We start from the raw sequence: 18,326 nt of genomic DNA, 5'->3' as shown, positions 1-18,326 counted from the left end.
GGGAGGACACCATGGACATCAACCAGGCGGCCCGCCGCCGCCATGCCGTCAAGGCGTTCGATCCGGCGCGCCGCATCCCCGCCGGCATCGTCGAGCGCCTGCGCGAACTGCTGCGCCTCGCACCGTCGTCGGTGAACGCGCAGCCCTGGCACTTCGTCGTCGCCGCGACGCCGCAGGCGCGCGAGCGCATTGCCCGCGCCGCCGACGCCGGCCACCCGTACAACGCGCCGAAGATCCGCGACGCCTCCCACGTGATCGTGCTGGCCACGCGCACGGCGGCCGATCCCGCCCACCTGGACGCGGTACTCGAGCAGGAACGGCGCGACGGGCGCTTCGTCAACGCGGCGGCGCAGGCGGCGCAGCAGGCGGCGCGCGCGGCGTTCACCGACCTGCACCGCCTCGAACGCCAGGACCTGCAGCACTGGTACGAGAAGCAGACCTACTTGGCGCTGGGCACGCTGCTGCTGGGCGCGGCCGTCCTGGACGTGGGCGCGACGCCGATGGAGGGATTCGACGCGGCGCTGCTGGACCGCGCGCTGGGGCTGCGCGAAAAGGGCTTCCGCAGCACGGTGGTGGTGGCGCTGGGCTACGGCGCGGCGGACGACGTCAATGCGCGGCTGCCGAAGTCGCGGCTGGAGGCCGCGGCCGTGTTCACCGACCTCTGACCGGCCGCGCGTCAGGCCCCGAACGATCCGGCCAGCGCCAGCAGCGCCAGCGCAGCCGCCGTCCAGCCGAGCCGCGCCACGGCGCGCGCGGCATAGGCCAGCGCCAGCGCCAGCGTGAGCGCCGCCGCCGTCAGCATGCCGGCCCAGGCCACCCAGCCCTGGGCGGCGCCGCGCAGCGCGATGCAGGCCAGCAGGGAGGCCAGCAGGCCCACTGTGCCGGCGTGGCGCAGGCGCCGGCGCGCGGACGGCGCCGGTCCGGTGCCGCGGCCGTGCAGTTGTTCCCAGTGGCGGTCCATCGCCAGGCCCAGCGCCGCCAGGCCGGCCAGCGCGGCGCCCAGCGCCACCAGCGCCAGGCAGGTCGCGTGCAGGCCGCTCATGCGGCGTGCTCCGCCAGGCGCGGCGCGGCCGCGGTACGGGCGCCCAGGCGCAGCGACGCCAGCAGCAGCGCGGCCCCGAGCAGCAGGCCGACCAGGTCGAAGCCGGCGACCGCCCACAGGCCGTGCGCGATGCTGGTGGCCAGGCCGGCGCCGCCGGTGGCGGCGTTCAGCACCGGCAGCAGGGCGAACAGCGCCCCGCCGATGGCCAGCTGCAGGCGCCACATCCAGCGCCGCGGGAATGCCAGGGCCGCCAGCGCGGCGATGCCCCAGGCCGCGAAGAACCAGGCGATCTCCAGGTCCGGGCGGCCGGCGCCGCCGACCGGCAGCAGGCGGTTGGCCCAGAAGAACACCGGCATCGCCAGCAGCAGGCCGGCGATGCCGCCCAGGTTCAGGCCGTCCACCAGGCGCAGGCCGACGCCGACGGTACCGTCCTTGCGCGCCTTCAGGTGCCTGGGCCGCTCCTTGACGGCCCACATCAGCAGGCCCGTGGCGACCATCGCGCAGCCGGCCAGCCCGGACAGGAAGAACAGCGCGCGCAGCAGCGGATCGGCGAAGCGGCCGACGTGCAGGCCGTACATCACGCCGCGCGTGCGCACGGCGCCGCCATCGTGCGCGGGCGCGGCGGTCATCCTGCCGGTCACGCCGTCGAAGGTCACGTTGGGCAGGTTCTGCGTCATGTCGCGCCCTTCCTGCAGCACCATGTTGACGGTGGCGTTGGCGTGGCCCGCATTGGTCACCGTGATGCGACCGACGGGCGCGCCGTTCCAGGCGCGGCTGGCCTGCGCCACCATCGGTCCGAGCGGCGCCAGCGCGGCCGGCGCGGGCGCCGGCCTGGCGCCGCCGGCCGGGCCGCCGTTCAGGTCGGCGTAGAAGGCGTCCGGCTTGCCGGGGTAGACCGCCTGCACGCCGGACGGCAGGTACATGAACATCAGCGTCACCAGCCCCGTGTACGTGATCATCAGGTGGTAGGGCAGGGCCAGCACGGCGCTGGCGTTGTGGGCGTCGAGCCAGGAGCGCTGGCCCCTGCCCGGGCGGAAGGTGAAGATGTCCTTGAAGATGCGCTTGTGCGTGACGATGCCCGAGAGGATCGCCACCAGCATGCACATCGCGCACGCGCCGACGATCCAGCGCCCCCACAGGGCCGACATGTAGTGCAGGTCGAAATGCAGGCGGAAGAAGAAGTCGCCGCCGCGGGTGGCGCGCGCCTTGCCCAGTTCCCGCCCGGTCGACGGGTCCAGCGTCACGCTGGCGAATGCGCGCCGCTTCGGACGCGCGGCCGGGTCGGCGCCGGCGGGCGGCGCCGGGATCCAGCTGGCCTCCAGCGCGGGGTTGCGGCTGGTGGGCATGGTGATGAACCAGCGGCGGCTGGCGCCGGCCTTGTCCTGCAGCGTCTTCTGGGCCAGGTCGATGGCGACGGCCTGCGCGGTGGCGGACGGCGCCGCCGCGTGCAGCTCGGGCTTCATCCACAGCGTGATCTCGTCGCGGAAATAGCTGGCCGTGCCGGCCGCGAACACCATGAACAGCACCCAGCCCACCAGCAGGCCGGACCAGGTGTGCAGCCACGCCATCGACTGGCGCAAGCCTTCCTTCATGCCTGTCCTCCCAGCGCGCGCAGCACGAGGATCGCGAGCTGGAACAGCGCGCAGGCCCCGCCCAGGCCGAGCCAGGCGCGCGTCGGCGTCGCCGCGGCGAACACCCACATCACGGCGCACGGATAGACGGCCAGCCCGACCAGGGTGGCGGCGACGACGTTGTCGACCGGGTCCATCGGCAGGCCGAGCGCCAGGGCGCGCACGGCCAGCCACGACAGCAGGTAGCCGCCGCCGATGGCCGCCCCGGCGCGCGATGCCACGGCCGCGCGGTAGCCCGGCGTGGGTCCGGAGGCGGGAAGGGGACGCGCGGCTGGCGCGCCGCCGGGAGAGAGTGAACGCATGGGTCCTCGGTGGATGGCCGGCGCGGCGGACGCGCACGGCGTGGATACGCGGCGACAGTGAGACGCCGCATTAACAAGAATGAGAATGATTCGCATTATCGCATGGCGTTCCGCCTTTTGGAAGTGGGTGGGCGCGGCAGGGGAGATCATGGACAAACGGCAACCTTGCCGCTATTATTGAGAACTATTCTCATTTGCCAATGATTCTCATTCCGGCAAGTCCTTTCCACCGTTCGATGAGGTTTGTATGATGTTCCGCCCGCACGCCGAGGCCACGCCTTCCCAGTTCCTTCCCTTCCCGCTGCGCCGCACGGCGCAGGCGGCAATGCTGTGCGCGATGCTGTGCGCGGCGCTGGTCGCGCCGCACGCGGCCCGGGCGGGCGAGGCGGCGCCGGGGCCGGACGACGCGGACGCCATCCCGGTGCACACCGTCACCATCACGGGCACGCACCAGGCCGAGCAGGGCTTCGCGGCCAGGAAGGCATCGGTGTTCAAGGGCATCGACGACATCCGCGACGTGCCGCAACCGGTCACCGTGCTGACCCGCGCCTTCCTCGACGACCGCGTGCTGCCCGACCTGCAGGACGTGCTGCGCAACACCCCGGGGGTCACGGTCGACTACACCGACAGCGAGCGCGTCACGTATTTCTCGCGCGGCTACCAGATCGATGCGCTGCAGGTCGACGGCATGACGATCAACCAGGCCGGCTCGATGTTCGCCCAGCCCGACACCGCAGTGCTCGACCACGTGGAGATCCTGCGCGGCGCCTCCGGCATGCTGCGCGGCGCGGGCAACCCGTCCGCGGCCGTCAACCTGGTGCGCAAGCGTCCGACCGGCACGCTGCAGGCGCAGGCTGCCGCCACCCTCGGCAGCTGGGACCGCCGCCGCATCGAGGCCGACGTCTCGGGTCCGCTGAATGCGTCCGGGTCGCTGCGCGGCCGGGTCGTCGCCGTCAAGGACAAGCGCGACTTCTTCCAGGACGTGCGCAAGGAAGACCGCGAAGTGCTGTACGCGGTGCTGGAAGCCGACCTGGCGCCGGCCACGTTGCTGACGGCCAGTCTGCAGCACACCGACCTGGACGCCACCGGGGCCTGGGGCAATCTGCCGTCGGCGCTCGACGGCGGCCCCCTGCACCTGCCGCGTTCGACCTACCTGGGCGCCGCCTGGAACCGCTGGAACCGCTACAACGACCAGGCCATGCTGGCGCTGGAGCACGGCTTCGCCAACGGCTGGAAGCTCAAGGCCAGCGCCGCGTACACCGGCCTGAAGATGAAGCCGTGGGGCTTCCTGCAGTCCTACTTCACGCGCCCGGCCGGCGCCACCAACCCATACCTGTTCAACGTCAGCACCTCGGCCTACACGGGCGACACCAGCAACCAGCGCGTCCTGTCGTTCACCGCCGACGGCCCGTTCCAGGCCTTCGGCCGCAGGCACACGCTGGTGGTCGGCGCCGAACGCCAGGACGTCGACACCATCGGCACCAGCGGTTACTTCAACCTGGGGCCGATGACCAACGTCGACATCCGCACCTGGAACCCGTACGCGGTGGCGCGGCCGGCCATTGCCCCGGGCACCGCCTACGCCGCCAACGGCAACAAGACCAGCCAGGAGGGCGTGTACGCGACCACGCGCCTGTCGCTCACCGATCCGCTGGCCGTGCTGCTGGGCACGCGCCTGAGCTGGTGGGACTACGACGTGCCGGCCGCGCCGTCCGGCAACTACAGGATCGCGCGCCAGACCACCCCGTATGCCGGCATCACCTACGCCGTTAACCGCAACGTCAGCGCCTACGCCAGCTACACCGAGATCTTCACGCCGCAGAACTTCAAGGACCGCAGCGGCGCCATCCTCGCGCCGGTCACCGGCAAGGACGTCGAGGCCGGCCTGAAGGGCGAGTTCTACGGCGGCCGTGTGACCGCCACCCTGGGCCTGTTCCGCATCGATAACGAGGGCAAGGCCGCCCAGGACACCGCGGCCGGCACCCCGTGCCTGCCGTGGTACCCGACCGGTTACTGCTACATCGACGGCGGCAGGCAGCGCAGCGAAGGCTGGGAGCTGGAAGTCAACGGCGAGGTGCTGCCGGGCCTGCAACTGACGGGCGGCTACACCCATACCCGCACCAGTTACCTGGCCGACAGCACGGCGTCGAACGTCGGCCAGCCGCTGCGCAGCATCGATCCGAAGCACCTGCTGCGCGTGTTCGCGACCTGGCGCCCGACCGGCGGCGCGCTCGACGGCTGGACCGTCGGCGGCGGCGTGCAGGCGCAGAGCGAGACCTACGTGCGCTCGGGCGCCGTCAGCGCCACCCAGGGCAGCTACGCGGTGTGGAACGCGATGGTCGGCTACCGCTTCGGCCCGACCTGGGCGCTGCAGGCGAACGTCAACAACGTGTTCGACAAGGTCTACTACGCGAAGTACGCGCCGACCGGCATCGGCAACTACTACGGCGATCCGCGCAACGTGCTGGTGACGCTGCGCGCGAACTTCTGAGTGTCCTGGCCGGCGCGGCCCGCGCCGCGGGCGGACGGCCGCGGCGTCAGGCGGGCGCGCCGTCCTGCCCGGCCGGCGTCGTCGACAGGGCCACGATCGCGGCGCCGGCGGCGACGATCAGCGCATCCTCGACCAGGCCGCTGCGCGTCTGGCCGATGCGCGCCATCGCGCGCTTGCGGCCGGCCAGCGTCAGGTAGGCCAGCGGCACGGCGGTGGCGACGGCGACCGCCGCGCCCTCGCGCTCGCGGCCGTGGGGCGCCAGCGCGGCGCCGGCGATCCCGGCGCTCATCACGCGCGCCAGCAGGCCGAGGAACACGGTGCGGTCGGGCGCGGACTTCATCTTGTCGCCGAACAATTCGCCGACGCCCATCGCCATCGCGCCGTACTTGAAGGCCGGGCGGTCCAGCAGGAACAGCTGGCCCGGCGTGTGGCGGTCGGCCAGGCGGGCGGTGGCCAGCGTGGCCATCGGCGTCATCGAACGGGCGCTGGCGACGGCGCCGATCAGGACGGAGGAAAGCAGGTTGCGGATACTCATGTGGACTCCTTGGTCGGTGAAATCGTTGCCGGGCGCCGTCCGTCAGCGCGCCTTGCGGTCGTCCGGCGCATCGTCCAGCGCATAGGCCAGCACGTGGTCGCCGCTGCGCGTGCCCAGGCCGCCGTGGCCGCCGGCGGCGATGACGACGTACTGCTTGCCGTCGACCGCGTACGACATCGGCGTGGCCTGGCCGCCGGCCGGCAGGCGCGCCTGCCACAGCAGGTCGCCGGTGCGCTCGTCGTAGGCGCGCAGGTAGTCGTCGGCGGTGGCGCCCATGAAGACCAGGCCGCCCTTGGTGACGATGTTCCCGCCGATGTTAAAGATCCCGGTCTTCAGGGGCAGGTTGACGTGGGTGCCGAACGGTCCCGTGTCGCGCGTGGTGCCGACCGGATGCTGCCAGACGATGGCGCGCGACTTGAGGTCGATCGCCGTCAGCGTGCCCCACGGCGGCGCGTTGCAGGGCACGCCCAGCGGGTTGAGCCATGGGTGCACGCTGCCGATGTAGGGCGTGCCGTATTGCGGCGCGTACGGCGCCGACGTCAGCGGCTGGTCGCCCTGGCCGTTCCAGGGCGGGATCACGCCCTGCCGTTCGGGTTGCTCGCGCGGGATCAGCTGGACCACGAACGGGATGTAGTTGGCGTTGGCGAACACCACCTTGCGGTTCGGGTCGACCGAGGCGCCCATCCAGTCGATGACGCCGTCGAACGCCGGGTAGACGATGGTCTTCTTCAGGCCCGGCGGCGTGAACTGGCCGCGGTAATTGAAGGACTTGAACTGGATGCGGCAGATCAGCTGGTCGAACGGCGTGGCGCCCCACAGCCGGCTTTCCTGCAGGTCGGCCGGCGTCAGCGACGGCAGGCCGGTCGAGAAGGGCTGGGTCCTGCTGACGAAGTCGCCCGGCGCCGCGCCCTGCGGCACCGGCTTTTCCTCGACCCTGGCCAGCGGCGTGCCGGTGCGCCGGTCGAGCATGAAGAATTCGCCGCGCTTGGTGGTCTGGACCAGCGCCGGCACCAGTTGGCCGGGCCGCGCCGGATCGGGCACGTCGACCAGCGACGGGCCGATCGGCAGGTCCATGTCCCACAGGTCGTGGTGCGTGGTCTGGAAGTGCCAGCGCTCCGCGCCGGTCGCGATGTCGAGGGCCACGATGGCGCTCGAGTAGGTTTCGTCGAACGGCCGGCGGTGGCCGCCGAAGTAGTCCGGCGTGGCATTCCCCAGCGGCAGGTAGACCAGGCCCAGGTCGGGGTCGGCCGTGTACACGCCCCAGGCGTTCGGGGTGCCGCGCGTCAGCACGTCGTTCGCGCCCGGCTTCCAGTGGTGCGGGGTGTGGCCGACGTCCCAGGCCCAGGCGAGTTCGCCGGTCAGCGGGTCGAAGCCGCGCACGGCGCCCGACCGCTCGTGCTCGGCCTGGTTGTCCCAGACCCAGCCGCCGAGGATCAGGCGGTCGTGCAGCACCAGCGGCGGCGACGTCACGAAGTGGAAGCCCTTCTGCACGTGGCCCAGGTACTTGGCCAGCGAGATGAAGCCGTGCTCGCCGAAGTCCTCGCAGGGCTTGCCGGTGTCCGCGTTCAGCGCCATCACCCGCGCGTCCAGCACGGGGGCGATGATGCGCGCCGGGCAGCCGGTGCGGGTGCCGGGCGGCGCCTGGTAGTAGGCGACGCCGCGGCAGGCCAGGTAGACGTCGGCGTCGGTGTCGGCGTGCGGGTCGAACGTCCATTTCTTCCTGCCGGTCCTGGCGTCGAACGCCACCACCCAGCTGTGGCCGGTGCACACGTAGAGGGTGTCGCCGATCTTGGTGGGCGTGTCCTCGAAGTTGAATTCGTGGCCGGCGTCGGTGCCGCCGACGTCCTCGCCCTTGCGCATGGTGTCGCCGGTGCGGGCCTGCCACGCCAGCTTCAGGTGCCCTACATTGTCCGGCGTGATCTGGCCCAGCGGCGAAAAGCGGTCGCCCCGGGCGCTGCGGCCGTAGAACTGCCAGTCGGCGTCCGGGACCGAGCGGTCGTGGGCGTCGGCCAGGTGGTCGGCGGGCGGCAGCTGGCCGGCGATGCCGGGCGCATGGAACAGCGACGCGGCGCCGGCGGCCACGGCCAGCAGCACCGAGGCCAGCAGGGGCAGCTGGGCGCGGCCGTAGCGCCCCGCGCCGCCGCTACCCTCGGCATTGCCCAGGCGCGGCGCCACCCAGGGCAGCAGCAGGTAGATGCCCACCAGCGTGGGGCCCAGCAGGCGCGGCTCCAGTTCCCAGCCGCGCAGGCCGACTTCGGCCAGGGCCCAGGCCACGGTGCCGGCCAGCACCAGCGCGTACAGGTGCAGCGCCCAGCGCCGGCTGGCGTACAGGCCGGCGCCGGTCAGCACGACGCCGATGCCGGCGACGAGGTAGTACCAGGAACCGCCGAGGATGGCGAGATAGAGGCCGCCGCCGGCCAGGAACAGGCCGGCGAGCACGAACAACCCTCCCGTGATGCGCGGCTTGCGCCGCGCGGGTGAGGCGGACAGATCGGACATGGTGACGCTCCAGGGGCAAGTTGGCCCGTCGACGGGACGAACGGCCGGCCGCTGGCGGCCGGCAACGGATTCGAACGATTGTTGGCAAACTAATTGTTCGAAAGCTAAGGGTTTTATAGCACGACTCGGTTCGCGCGCGGCACACGGTTCGGTTCGGCCCCCTGCGCCGGCGCCGTCGCGGTGCAGGCGCCGCGCGGTGCTGGTGCATGCCCGCGCCCCGGTGGCGCATGCCGCGCATTCACAAAAATATGCATGGGAAATTGGAAACGATTCATGTATCTTGTGGCCTCCACAGGCCGGCCGATGCCGGCCGTCCATCCGGTCCGGAGGCTTCCGGCCATTATTTCGCAAGGAATCGATGACGATGAACGAGTTGGTCGCGACGCTGAACGGCTGGATCTGGAGTCCGGCGCTGATTGCCCTGTGCCTCGGCGTGGGCTTGTATTTCTCGGTGCGTTCGCGCTTCCTGCAGGTCAGGCACGTGCGCGAGATGACGCGCCTGATGATGGAAGGGAAGAGTTCGGACCAGGGCGTGTCCTCGTTCCAGGCGCTGGCGATGACCCTCGCCGGACGCGTAGGAACCGGCAACATCGCCGGCGTGGCGACCGCGATCACCTTCGGCGGACCCGGCTCGGTGTTCTGGATGTGGGCGGTCGCCTTCCTGGGCGCCAGTTCGGCCTTCGTCGAATCGACGCTGGGCCAGGTCTACAAGGAGCAGATCGGCAAGGAGTACCGCGGCGGGCCGGCGTTCTACATCGAGAAGGGCCTGGGCATGAAGTGGTATGCCTGGACCTTCGCCATCGCGACCATCGTCGCGACCGGCGTGCTGCTGCCCGGCGTGCAGGCCAACTCGATCGCCGAGAGCCTGCGCACGGCGACCGGCATCGACCCCAACGTCACCGCGGCGCTGCTGGCCATCGCGCTCGGCTTCATCATCTTCGGCGGCGTCAAGCGCATCGCCCATTTCGCCGAGATCGTCGTGCCTTTCATGGCGCTGGCCTACATCATCGTCGCCTGCGTGATCGTGTTCATGCACATCCACCGGCTGCCCGGCGTGCTGGCGCTGATCTTTTCCTCGGCCTTCGGCGCCGACGCGGCCTTCGGCGCCATCCTCGGCATGGCGATCCAGTGGGGCGTCAAGCGCGGCGTGTATTCCAACGAGGCGGGCCAGGGCACCGGTCCGCACGCATCGTCGGCGGCCGAGGTGAGCCATCCGGCCAAGCAGGGCCTGGTCCAGGGCTTCTCGGTCTACATCGATACCCTGTTCGTGTGCTCGGCGACGGCGTTCATGCTCCTGATCACCGGCCAGTACAACGTCGAGCGCGCCGACGGCTCGCCGATCTACACGGGCGTGCACGGCGTAGCCGCCGGGCCGGGCTATGTCCAAACCGCGCTGGAGAACGTGATGCCCGGGTTCGGCGCGCTGTTCGTGGCGCTGGCGCTGCTGTTCTTCGCCTTCACGACCATCGTGGCCTACTATTACATCGCCGAGACGAATATCGCCTACATCAACCGCGCCGCGCACCGGCCGTGGATGAGCCTCGTGCTCAAGCTGTGCATGATGGGCGCGACGGTGTACGGGGCGATCAAGACGGCGGACCTGGCCTGGGCGCTGGGCGACATCGGCGTCGGCCTGATGGCCTGGCTGAACATCGTCGCCATCGTCCTGCTGCACAAGGTGGCCTTCGCCTGCCTGCGCGACTACGAGGCGCAGAAGCGGGCCGGCAAGGATCCGGAATTCGACCCGGCGGCGCTGGGCATCGCCAACGCCCACTACTGGGAGCGGCGCGCGGCGGCCAGGTCGGCGGCGGCGGACGCGGCGGCGGCGGCGGCGGTCGATGCACCCTGACGGGGTCGTGCCCATGCAGCGGACATGACGCTGTCATCTTGGCGCCGTATCCTGTTGCGCCAGGACGATTGGCAGGCGGCCTGGCGTGTGATCGATCTACAGCATCCGATACGGAAATATTTTCTGCGAAGCAGTAAAAATCTGTATTCTTGTGCAAGTTGACTAAACAAGCCCGGAAACACCTGACATGGACATTGGCGAGACATGAAGAGCGACACACCGTTGTATAAAAATCATGTACTGATGCTGTCGCAGAGTTTCTTCATCAAGGACAACCGGGCGGAACTCCAGCTGCACGCGCACAAGTACGACTTCGACATCCGCTTCTTCCACGAAGGCCGGGCCTTCGTGGACGCGGTGGAGGCCGACCGCGGCAACAGCCTGTTCGTGATCGACCTGGACGCGCTGCACAATATGCAGGCGGACCTGGGCGACGGGCGCCGCCTGATGATGCTGGGCGAGCTGCTGCAGAGCCTGCCGGCCGACCACGACTACATCTACCTGCAGAGCGCGCGCCAGGGCGGCAGGTTCCTGCTGCAGCAGCGCCTGGTGGACTGCCACTGCCTGGCCTATGCCGAGAAGCCGATCGCCAACGACGTGCTGGTCGACAAGCTGTTCAACCTGTTCGTGCAAAAGAAGCGCGGCGACCTGGTGCGCGCCGTGCTGCTCGGGGCGCCGCCGGCGTGGGACGAGCAGGCGCTGCGCGACAGCCGCGTCGACGTGATGCACCACGCGGACGCGCTGACCCTGCATCTGCTGGTCAAGGAGCAGCAGCCGGACGTGGTCCTGATCACGGATACCGAATACGCCCGCACCGAAGGCCTGGTGCCGGTGCTCAAGAAGAACATGGAAGCCGACCCGGTGCGCGAGATCATCCTGCTGCAGGGCGGCTGCGACGACGGGGCGCTGGCGGTGCGCGCGCTCGACAGCGGCTTCGACGCCATCCTGTCCGGGCAGGACGGCGGACTGCTGGCGGCGCAGCTGGTCAAGCGCGCCGACAAGATCCGCATCAACCGCGACCTGATCGGCAAGGACCGCGCCACCGGCCTGCTCAACAAGGTGGGGCTGCAGAAGAAGACCCAGGCGCTGATCAAGCAGGCCGCGCGCGAAGGCGGTCCGCTGGCCTACGGCGTGATCGACATCGACAAGTTCAAGACCATCAACGACACCTGGGGCCACAGCTTCGGCGACATCGTCATCAAGCGCCTGTCGCTGGTGCTGCAGGCGCACCTGGGCGAGGGCGACCTGCTGAGCCGCTTCGGCGGCGAGGAATTCGTGCTGGTGCTGCGCGACTGCACCCCGGAAGAGGGCTGGCGCCGCATCGACGCCCTGCGCCAGGCCTTCGGCGCCATCCCGTTCGAGGTGCGCCCGGGCGACGTGCGCCATTTCTCGTTCAGCGCCGGCGTCGCCTCCTACCCGGAACAGAAGAGCGAGAACGAGCTGTTCCTGCGCGCCGACGCCATGCTGTACAAGGCCAAGCAGGAAGGGCGCAACCAGGTGTGCGCGGGGGCCGTGGTGCAGCGCCGGGTGGCCGGCTGAGACGCGCGACCCGGCGCACCGGCCGGCGCCGGCATCACGGCATCACGGCGTCACCGAGGGCGCCCGCTTCAGGCAGCGCAGCGTGAACGTCGAGCGCGTGTGCTTCACGCCCGGCAGCTTGTACAGCTTCTGGCGCAGGAAGCGCTCGTACCCCTCCGTGCCGGACACGGCGACCTTGATCAGGTAATCGTATTCCCCCGACAGCAGGTAGGCTTCCATCACTTCCGGCAGCTCGGCCAGCGCGTCCGAGAACGCTTTGAAGATCTCGTCGTCGTGGCGGTCGACGGTGACCTCGATGATCACCGTGTCCGGCATGCCCAGCGCGCGCTGGTCCAGCAGCGCCGCGTAGCCGCTGATGTAGCCCGCTTCCTCGAGCGTGCGCACGCGGTGCCAGCAGGGCGTGGGCGACAGGTGCACGGTTTCCGCCAGGCGCTGGTTGCTGATGCGCCCGTCGCGGCCCAGCACGCGCAGGATGTGGCGGTCGATCTCGTCCAGCTGTCCGTCTTTCATGTCAACACTTCCATCTTCGCTTGTTTGAGGTCATGGAGAATCCTTTCGCATTTTAGCCGAACAGAAGAGATTCCTTCAAAAAATGGCCCGGATTTCACTATCGAAGAAAAGCATATTCTGCGCTGCATCATTTAAGATCGTGCTGCGCCGACCAGGCGCGTCCATGCCGGCACCGCCTTTCCCAAACCGGGACGGCCGGGGTCCGGGATTGCCGCATTCGTGAAGGAGATCTCGTGTCGCAAGCAGTTTCTCAGGCAGGCGCAGGCTACCGGGGCAGCGCCCTCGGCGCCGAGCTGCCGCTGATGATGGTCACGCCGGCGCTGTTCGCCGCCAACCTCGTGGTCGCCCGCTGGGCCCAGGGTGCCGACGTGCCGCCGGTGTTCCTCGCCTTCGGGCGCTGGGCGCTGGCCTTCCTGATCCTGCTGCCGACCGTCGGCCCGCGCCTGTGGGCGCTGCGCGCCACCCTGAAGGCCAACTGGCAACGCATCCTGATGCTCGCCGGCCTGGGCATGGGCGTGGCCGTGGCCCCGCAATACGTGGGCGCGCGCCATACCGGCGCCGCCAACGTGGCGATCATCTTCGCCGCCTGCCCGGCGCTGGTCACCATGATCGAGACGCTGGTGTGGAAGGCCCCGCTGTCGCGGCGCCAGGCCGGCGGCATGTTCCTGGCGATCCTGGGCGTGCTGGTCGTGCTGTCCAAGGGCGACGTCACCGCGCTGGGCCAGCTGCAGTTCGGCGCCGGCGACCTGTGGGTCGTGCTGGCCGCCGTGGGCTGGGCGCTGTACACCGTCTTCAACAAGCGCCTGCCGCTGCCGCCGCTGCCCAGCACCGTCAAGCTGGCCGCGATGATCCTGGGCGGCGCGCTGGTGCTGGCCCCGTTCGCCGCGCTCGAAGCCGCGCACGGCGCCGTGCCGGACTTCGGCGACGGCCGCGTCTACGTGGCGCTGGCCTTCCTGGCCGTGGTGCCGAGCCTGGGCGCCTACTTCTGCTTCGACCGCCTGGTGTCGCTGGCCGGCCCGGCGCGCGCCAGCATGGCGCTGTACCTGATCCCGCTGTACGCCACGCTGGCCGCCTGGCCGCTGCTGAAGGAAGCGCCGCACCTGTACCACGTGGCCGGCTTCGGCGTGATCCTGGCCGGCGTGCTGCTGTCGAGCATGCGCCGGCGCTGAGCGCGCGGCACGGCGGCCAACAGCAACGGGCACCCGCGGGTGCCCGTTGTCGTTGCCGCTGCAACCTGGCGGCCCATCAGTGAAACATATCAGCGCACGATGGCGGCGGCCTCCGGGTCGGTCGACATCGAGTAGGGGGCGCTCGATGCCTGCGTGCCGCGCGTGCGGTTCGGCCGGGCCGACATGCGGAAGTCGATGCGCGCGCCGTCCATCAGCTCGGCGTGACCCAGCCAGTTGCGCTCGACGGCCTTGCCGTCCACCCGCAGGCGCTCGACGTAGCGCCGGGCGTCGCTGCTGCCCGGGGCGCGGATCGTCACCGTGCGGCCGTTCTCGAGGTGCAGGCGCGCCCGCGGGAACAGCGGGGCGCCCAGCGCGTACTGGGTCGACGCCGGCGTGACCGGGTAGAAGCCCAGCGCCGAGAACACGTACCAGGCCGAGGTCTGGCCATTGTCCTCGTCGCCGCAGTAGCCGTCCGGGGTGGCGCGGTACAGGCGGTTCATCACCTCGCGCGTCCAGTACTGGGTCTTCCACGGCGCGCCGGCGTAGTCGTACAGGTAGATCATGTGCTGGATCGGCTGGTTGCCGTGCGCGTACTGGCCCATGCCGGCGATCTGCATCTCGCGGATCTCGTGGATCACGGCCTTGTAGTAGCTCTCGTCGAACACCGGCGGCAGCGTGAACACGGCATCGAGCTTCTGCACGAATCGCTCGCGCCCGCCCATCAGCCGCACCAGGCCCTCGACGTCGTGGAACACCGACCACGTGTAGTGCCAGCTGTTGCCCTCGGTGAAGGCGTCGCCCCACTTGAACGGGTTGAACGGCGACTGGAAGCTGCCGTCCTTGTTCTTCCCGCGCATCAGGCCCGTCTCCGGATCGAACAGCTTGCGGTAGTTGAGGGCGCGGCGCGCGAACACGTCGGTCTCTTCCTTGGGCTTGCCGAGCGCCTTGCCGAGCTGCCAGATGGCGAAATCGTCGTAGGCGTATTCCAGCGTGCGGGCGGCGCTCTCGTTGATGCCGACGTCGTAGGGCACGTAGCCCAGCGTGTTGTAGTGCTCGACGCCCGCGCGGCCCACGGCCTCGATCGGACCGGCGTTGTTGGCGCCGTGGACCAGCGCCTGCCACAGCGTCTCGATGTCGGCGCTCTTCACGCCCTTCAGGTAGGCCTCGGACACCACCGACGCCGAGTTATTCCCGATCATGACGTTGGCGTAGCCGGGGCTGGACCACTCGGGCAGCCAGCCGCCTTCGCGGAAATCGTTGGCCAGGCCTTCCTGCATCTCGCGGTTGATCGCCGGGTACACCAGGTTCAGGAACGGGTACAGGGCGCGGAAGGTGTCCCAGAACCCGGTGCCGGCGAACATGCGGCCCGGCAGGGTCTTGCCGTTGTACGGGCTCCAGTGCACCGGCTGGCCGACGGCGTCCAGTTCGTACAGCTTGTTCGGGAACTGCACCATGCGGTACAGGCTCGAATAGAAGGTGCGCATCTGGTCGACGCTGCCGCCGGACACCTCCACCTTGCCGAGCACCTCGTTCCAGCGCCTGGCCGCCTTGGCGCGGGTGGCGTCGAAGTCGTCGCTGCCGATCTCGCGCGCCAGGTTCAGCTCCGCCTGTTCCAGGCTGATGAACGAGGACGCGACGCGCATGCGCACCTGCTCGCCCGCCTGCGTGGCGAAGCCGACGATGGCGCCGGCATGGTTCGCCTGCAGCTCGGCCAGCGCCGGGTCGGCCAGCTTGTCGCCGTCCCACAGCGCGCTCGAGGCGAACGGCTTGTCGAACTCGATCACGAACCAGTTGCGGAAGTTCGGCAGCGGCCCGCGCGCGTAGCGGGTCGAGTAGCCGACGATCCGGCGCTGGCCGGGCAGCACCTTCACGTACGAGCCCTTGTCGAAGGCGTCGATCACGACCCAGGCCTGGTCCGTCTTCGGGAAGGTGAAGCGGAACTGGGCCGCGCGTTCGGTCGGCGCGATCTCGGTCGTGACGTCGCTGTCGGCCAGGTACACCTTGTAGTAGTCCGGCCGCGACACTTCCGCCTTGTGCGAGAACCAGCTGGCGCGCGCGTCCTGGGTGAAGCGCCGCTCCCCGGTCACGGGCATGACGGCGAACTGGCCGTAGTCGTTCATCCACGGCGAGGGCTGGTGCGTCTGCTTGAAGCCGCGGATCTTGTCGGCGTCGTAGGTATAGGTCCAGCCGTTGCCCATCTTGCCCGTCTGCGGCGTCCAGTAGTTCATGCCCCACGGGACGCCGATGGCCGGGTAGGTGTTGCCGTTCGAGAGTTCCGGCTTGCTGGCCGTGCCCATCAGCGGATTGACGTAGTCGAGCGGCGCGGGCCGCCCGGCGGCGCCGGCGCCGGCCGCCGCCAGCGCCAGCGGCAGGGCCAGAGTCAGGAAGAGGGCGCGCATCAGTACGCCGTCTGCGTGTACGGACGGGCGGCGCGGTCGCGGCCCCAGTCCTTGTTCGGCGTGGCCTGCATGCGGAACACCAGTTCGCCGCCGGCCGTGATGTCCTCGTGGCGCAGGAACGAGCGCGCCAGCGGCTTGCCGTTGAGCGTGACGGCGCCGACGTAGCCGTTGGCGTCCGACAGGTTCTCCGCGCGCACCGTGAAGCGCTTGCCGTTCGGGAGGTTCAGCGTGGCGCGCTCGACGAACGGCCGGCCGATCACGTACTCGTTGCTGCCCGGCGCCACCGGATAGAAGCCCAGCGCGGTGAAGGCCAGCCAGGCCGAGGTCTGGCCCAGGTCGTCGTTGCCGGCCAGGCCGTCCGGCGCGTCCTTGTACTGGCTGTCCACGATCTGCTTCAGGCGGCCCTGGGTCTTCCACGGCGCGCCGGCATAGTTGTACAGGTAGGCGACGTGGTGCGACGGCTCGTTGCCGTGGGCGTAGTGGCCGATCAGGCCCGAGATGTCTTCCATGTGGGCATACACGTTCTCGTCCACCTTGGCGTCGAACACCTGGTCGATCTTGTTCTGCAGGCCGGCGTCGCCGCCCAGCATCTTCACCAGGCCGGCATTATCGTGCGGCATGTACCAGGAATACTGCCAGGCGCTGCCTTCCGTGTAGTCGCTGCCGAAGTTCGACTGCACCGGGTTGAACGGGGTGCGGAACTCGCCGCTGGACTTCCTGGCGCGCACGAAGCCGGTCTTCGGATCGAACACGTTGCGCCAGTTCTGGGCGCGCTTGTAGTACTTGTCGGCGACGTCCTTGCGGCCCATCTTCTCGGCCATGCGCGCGATGGTCCAGTCGTCGAACGCGTATTCCACCGTCTTCGAGGCGGCTTCCGGTTCGAGGTCGATCGGCACGTAGCCCAGTTTCATGTAGTGCTTCAGGCCGCCGTAAGGGCCGTATTCGGCGCTGGCCGTCATCGCGCGTAGCGCCTCGTCGGCGTCGAAGCCCTTCAGGCCCTTCATGTAGGCGTCGGCGATCACCGGCACCGCGTGGTAGCCGATCATGCACCAGGTCTCCAGGCCGGCGAACTGCCACACCGGCAGGATGCCGTAGGGGCTGGCCTGCTGGGAGGCGATCAGCGAGCGCACGAAGTCGACGTTGCGCTGCTCGGGCTGGATCAGCGTCAGCAGCGGGTGCAGGGCGCGGTAGGTGTCCCACAGCGAGAACGTCGAGTGGAAGCGGAAGCCGTCCGCCTGGTGCACCTGGTTGTCCGGGCCGCGGTACTGGCCGTTGCGGTCCATGAACAGGCTCGGGGCCAGCATCGCGTGGTACAGGCTGGTCGTGACCATGCGCTTCATCGGCTGCGGCGCCTCGATCTCGACGGCGGACAGCGCCTGTTCCCAGGCGTCGTGGGCCTTGCCGCGCTCGGCGTCGAAGTCCCAGCCCGGCATCTCGTCCAGGTTGGCGATCGCATTGTCCTCGCTGACCGGCGAGATCGCGACCTTGACCATCAGCGTATGGTCGGCCGGCTGGCCGAAGTCGAACGTGCCCTCGAGCGCCTTGCCCTCGACCAGGACCTTCTCGGCCGGGGTCTTGCCCGGCGCCGCGAAGCCGCGGTACTCGACGCCTTCCTCGCGGTTGAGCAGCTGGTGGCCGGCGATCGGACGCGAGAAGCGGATCGCGAAGTACAACTGGCGGCCCGGCGCCCAGCCGCGCGTCTCGCGCATGCCGGTCACGAGGTCGTTGCCGCGCAGGCGCAGGCGCGACCACAGGTTCTTGGACGCGTAGTCGTAGATGCTCTGGCGCAGGTCCAGCACCACCTTGGCGTCCGCACCCGGCTTGAAGCGGTAGCGGTGCAGGCCGACGCGTTCGCTGGCGGTGAGTTCGACGTCGACGTCGTTGTCCAGCAGTTTCACCGCGTAGTAGCCCGGCTCCGCCTTCTCGTCCTTGTGCGAGAAGCGCGAGCGGTAGCCGCTGAACGGCCGTTCGGGATAGCCCGGATCGAGCTTGAGCTCGGACGCGGTCGGCATCAGGAGGATGTCGCCCAGGTCCGAGTGGCCGGCGCCGGAAAAGTGGGTGTGCGAGAAGCCGAGGATCGAATCGTCCTCGTAGCGGTAGCCGGCGGCCCAGGGATAGCTCTGCTTGAAGTGGCGCACCTGGGTGTCGGGGCTGAGCTGCACCATGCCGAACGGGCGCGTGGCGCCGGGGAAGGTGTGGCCGTCGCCGCCGGTGCCGACGAAGACGTTGACGTCGGCGGTGCGCGGCGCCGGCGCCGTGGCGGGCGCCTGCGCCAGGGCGGCGCCGTCGCACAAGAGCGCCGCGGCGAGGGCGGCGGCGGTGAAGCTGAAACGGGAACTGAAACGAACGCGCATGCGGTC

General features: G+C 69.9%; 13 protein-coding genes. 5 read left to right on the top strand and 8 right to left on the bottom strand.

The window, feature by feature from the left end; translation table 11 throughout:
• Positions 1 to 11: 11 nt before the first annotated feature.
• A complete protein-coding gene (nfsB, locus tag QZ749_RS24250; protein ID WP_296952703.1) occupies positions 12 to 665 on the top strand; it encodes an oxygen-insensitive NAD(P)H nitroreductase in 654 nt (217 codons plus the stop codon).
• 11 nt (positions 666 to 676) lie between these two features.
• Here the strand turns inward: nfsB and QZ749_RS24245 are convergent, their stop codons facing one another.
• Genes QZ749_RS24245 through QZ749_RS24235 form a run of 3 tightly spaced genes read right to left on the bottom strand, consistent with a single transcriptional unit; the run spans position 677 to position 2,975 of the window.
• The gene (locus QZ749_RS24245) at positions 677 to 1,042 is read right to left on the bottom strand and encodes a DUF3325 domain-containing protein (protein ID WP_296952702.1); all 366 of its coding nucleotides are present in this window, start codon (positions 1,040 to 1,042) and stop codon (positions 677 to 679) included.
• On the bottom strand, positions 1,039 to 2,634 hold the full coding sequence (locus tag QZ749_RS24240; protein ID WP_296952697.1) for a PepSY domain-containing protein: 1,596 nt from the start codon (positions 2,632 to 2,634) through the stop codon (positions 1,039 to 1,041). Before QZ749_RS24240 ends, QZ749_RS24245 begins: the two co-directional genes overlap by 4 nt.
• Positions 2,631 to 2,975 (bottom strand): DUF3649 domain-containing protein, encoded by a 345-nt coding sequence (locus QZ749_RS24235; RefSeq protein WP_296952695.1) that lies wholly within the window; start codon positions 2,973 to 2,975, stop codon positions 2,631 to 2,633. Before QZ749_RS24235 ends, QZ749_RS24240 begins: the two co-directional genes overlap by 4 nt.
• Positions 2,976 to 3,222: 247 nt before the next feature.
• Here QZ749_RS24235 and QZ749_RS24230 point away from each other — a divergent pair, with 247 nt between their 5' ends.
• Positions 3,223 to 5,466 (top strand): TonB-dependent siderophore receptor, encoded by a 2,244-nt coding sequence (locus QZ749_RS24230; protein ID WP_296952692.1) that lies wholly within the window; start codon positions 3,223 to 3,225, stop codon positions 5,464 to 5,466.
• Between the two features lie 46 nt (positions 5,467 to 5,512).
• Here the strand turns inward: QZ749_RS24230 and QZ749_RS24225 are convergent, their stop codons facing one another.
• Positions 5,513 to 6,001, bottom strand: coding sequence for a hypothetical protein (locus QZ749_RS24225; RefSeq protein WP_296952690.1), 489 nt, complete (start codon positions 5,999 to 6,001; stop codon positions 5,513 to 5,515).
• A gap of 42 nt (positions 6,002 to 6,043) precedes the next feature.
• Positions 6,044 to 8,500, bottom strand: coding sequence for a membrane-bound PQQ-dependent dehydrogenase, glucose/quinate/shikimate family (locus QZ749_RS24220; RefSeq protein WP_296952686.1), 2,457 nt, complete (start codon positions 8,498 to 8,500; stop codon positions 6,044 to 6,046).
• Between the two features lie 364 nt (positions 8,501 to 8,864).
• On the opposite strand from QZ749_RS24220, the gene QZ749_RS24215 reads away from it, so the two are divergent.
• A complete protein-coding gene (locus QZ749_RS24215) occupies positions 8,865 to 10,349 on the top strand; it encodes a sodium:alanine symporter family protein (RefSeq protein WP_296952682.1) in 1,485 nt (494 codons plus the stop codon).
• 204 nt (positions 10,350 to 10,553) lie between these two features.
• Positions 10,554 to 11,888, top strand: a complete 1,335-nt coding sequence (locus QZ749_RS24210) for a diguanylate cyclase (protein WP_296952679.1) — start codon at positions 10,554 to 10,556, stop codon at positions 11,886 to 11,888.
• A 42-nt stretch (positions 11,889 to 11,930) separates the two neighbouring features.
• Here the strand turns inward: QZ749_RS24210 and QZ749_RS24205 are convergent, their stop codons facing one another.
• A complete protein-coding gene (locus QZ749_RS24205; protein ID WP_296952676.1) occupies positions 11,931 to 12,398 on the bottom strand; it encodes an Lrp/AsnC family transcriptional regulator in 468 nt (155 codons plus the stop codon).
• A 233-nt stretch (positions 12,399 to 12,631) separates the two neighbouring features.
• On the opposite strand from QZ749_RS24205, the gene QZ749_RS24200 reads away from it, so the two are divergent.
• Positions 12,632 to 13,567, top strand: coding sequence for a DMT family transporter (locus QZ749_RS24200; protein ID WP_296952670.1), 936 nt, complete (start codon positions 12,632 to 12,634; stop codon positions 13,565 to 13,567).
• An 89-nt stretch (positions 13,568 to 13,656) separates the two neighbouring features.
• On the opposite strand, the gene QZ749_RS24195 is transcribed toward QZ749_RS24200, so the two are convergent.
• The gene (locus QZ749_RS24195) at positions 13,657 to 15,966 is read right to left on the bottom strand and encodes a GH92 family glycosyl hydrolase (RefSeq protein WP_296952665.1); all 2,310 of its coding nucleotides are present in this window, start codon (positions 15,964 to 15,966) and stop codon (positions 13,657 to 13,659) included.
• Entirely contained in the window at positions 15,966 to 18,320 is a 2,355-nt protein-coding gene (locus QZ749_RS24190; RefSeq protein WP_296952662.1) for a GH92 family glycosyl hydrolase, read from the bottom strand. The genes QZ749_RS24195 and QZ749_RS24190 overlap by 1 nt, the downstream gene beginning before the upstream one ends.
• Positions 18,321 to 18,326: the final 6 nt, after the last annotated feature.

The organism is uncultured Massilia sp. (assembly GCF_913773735.1).
GTDB lineage: Bacteria > Pseudomonadota > Gammaproteobacteria > Burkholderiales > Burkholderiaceae_D > Telluria.
This window is presented reverse-complemented; position numbering and strand designations above follow the sequence as displayed.

Coding starts and splice junctions, on each gene's coding strand:
- nfsB (WP_296952703.1), top strand. CDS start 12: ATGGACATCAACCAGGCGGCCCGCCGCCGCCATGCCGTCAAGGCGTTC.
- QZ749_RS24245 (WP_296952702.1), bottom strand. CDS start 1,042: ATGAGCGGCCTGCACGCGACCTGCCTGGCGCTGGTGGCGCTGGGCGCC.
- QZ749_RS24240 (WP_296952697.1), bottom strand. CDS start 2,634: ATGAAGGAAGGCTTGCGCCAGTCGATGGCGTGGCTGCACACCTGGTCC.
- QZ749_RS24235 (WP_296952695.1), bottom strand. CDS start 2,975: ATGCGTTCACTCTCTCCCGGCGGCGCGCCAGCCGCGCGTCCCCTTCCC.
- QZ749_RS24230 (WP_296952692.1), top strand. CDS start 3,223: ATGATGTTCCGCCCGCACGCCGAGGCCACGCCTTCCCAGTTCCTTCCC.
- QZ749_RS24225 (WP_296952690.1), bottom strand. CDS start 6,001: ATGAGTATCCGCAACCTGCTTTCCTCCGTCCTGATCGGCGCCGTCGCC.
- QZ749_RS24220 (WP_296952686.1), bottom strand. CDS start 8,500: ATGTCCGATCTGTCCGCCTCACCCGCGCGGCGCAAGCCGCGCATCACG.
- QZ749_RS24215 (WP_296952682.1), top strand. CDS start 8,865: ATGAACGAGTTGGTCGCGACGCTGAACGGCTGGATCTGGAGTCCGGCG.
- QZ749_RS24210 (WP_296952679.1), top strand. CDS start 10,554: ATGAAGAGCGACACACCGTTGTATAAAAATCATGTACTGATGCTGTCG.
- QZ749_RS24205 (WP_296952676.1), bottom strand. CDS start 12,398: ATGAAAGACGGACAGCTGGACGAGATCGACCGCCACATCCTGCGCGTG.
- QZ749_RS24195 (WP_296952665.1), bottom strand. CDS start 15,966: ATGCGCGCCCTCTTCCTGACTCTGGCCCTGCCGCTGGCGCTGGCGGCG.
- QZ749_RS24190 (WP_296952662.1), bottom strand. CDS start 18,320: ATGCGCGTTCGTTTCAGTTCCCGTTTCAGCTTCACCGCCGCCGCCCTC.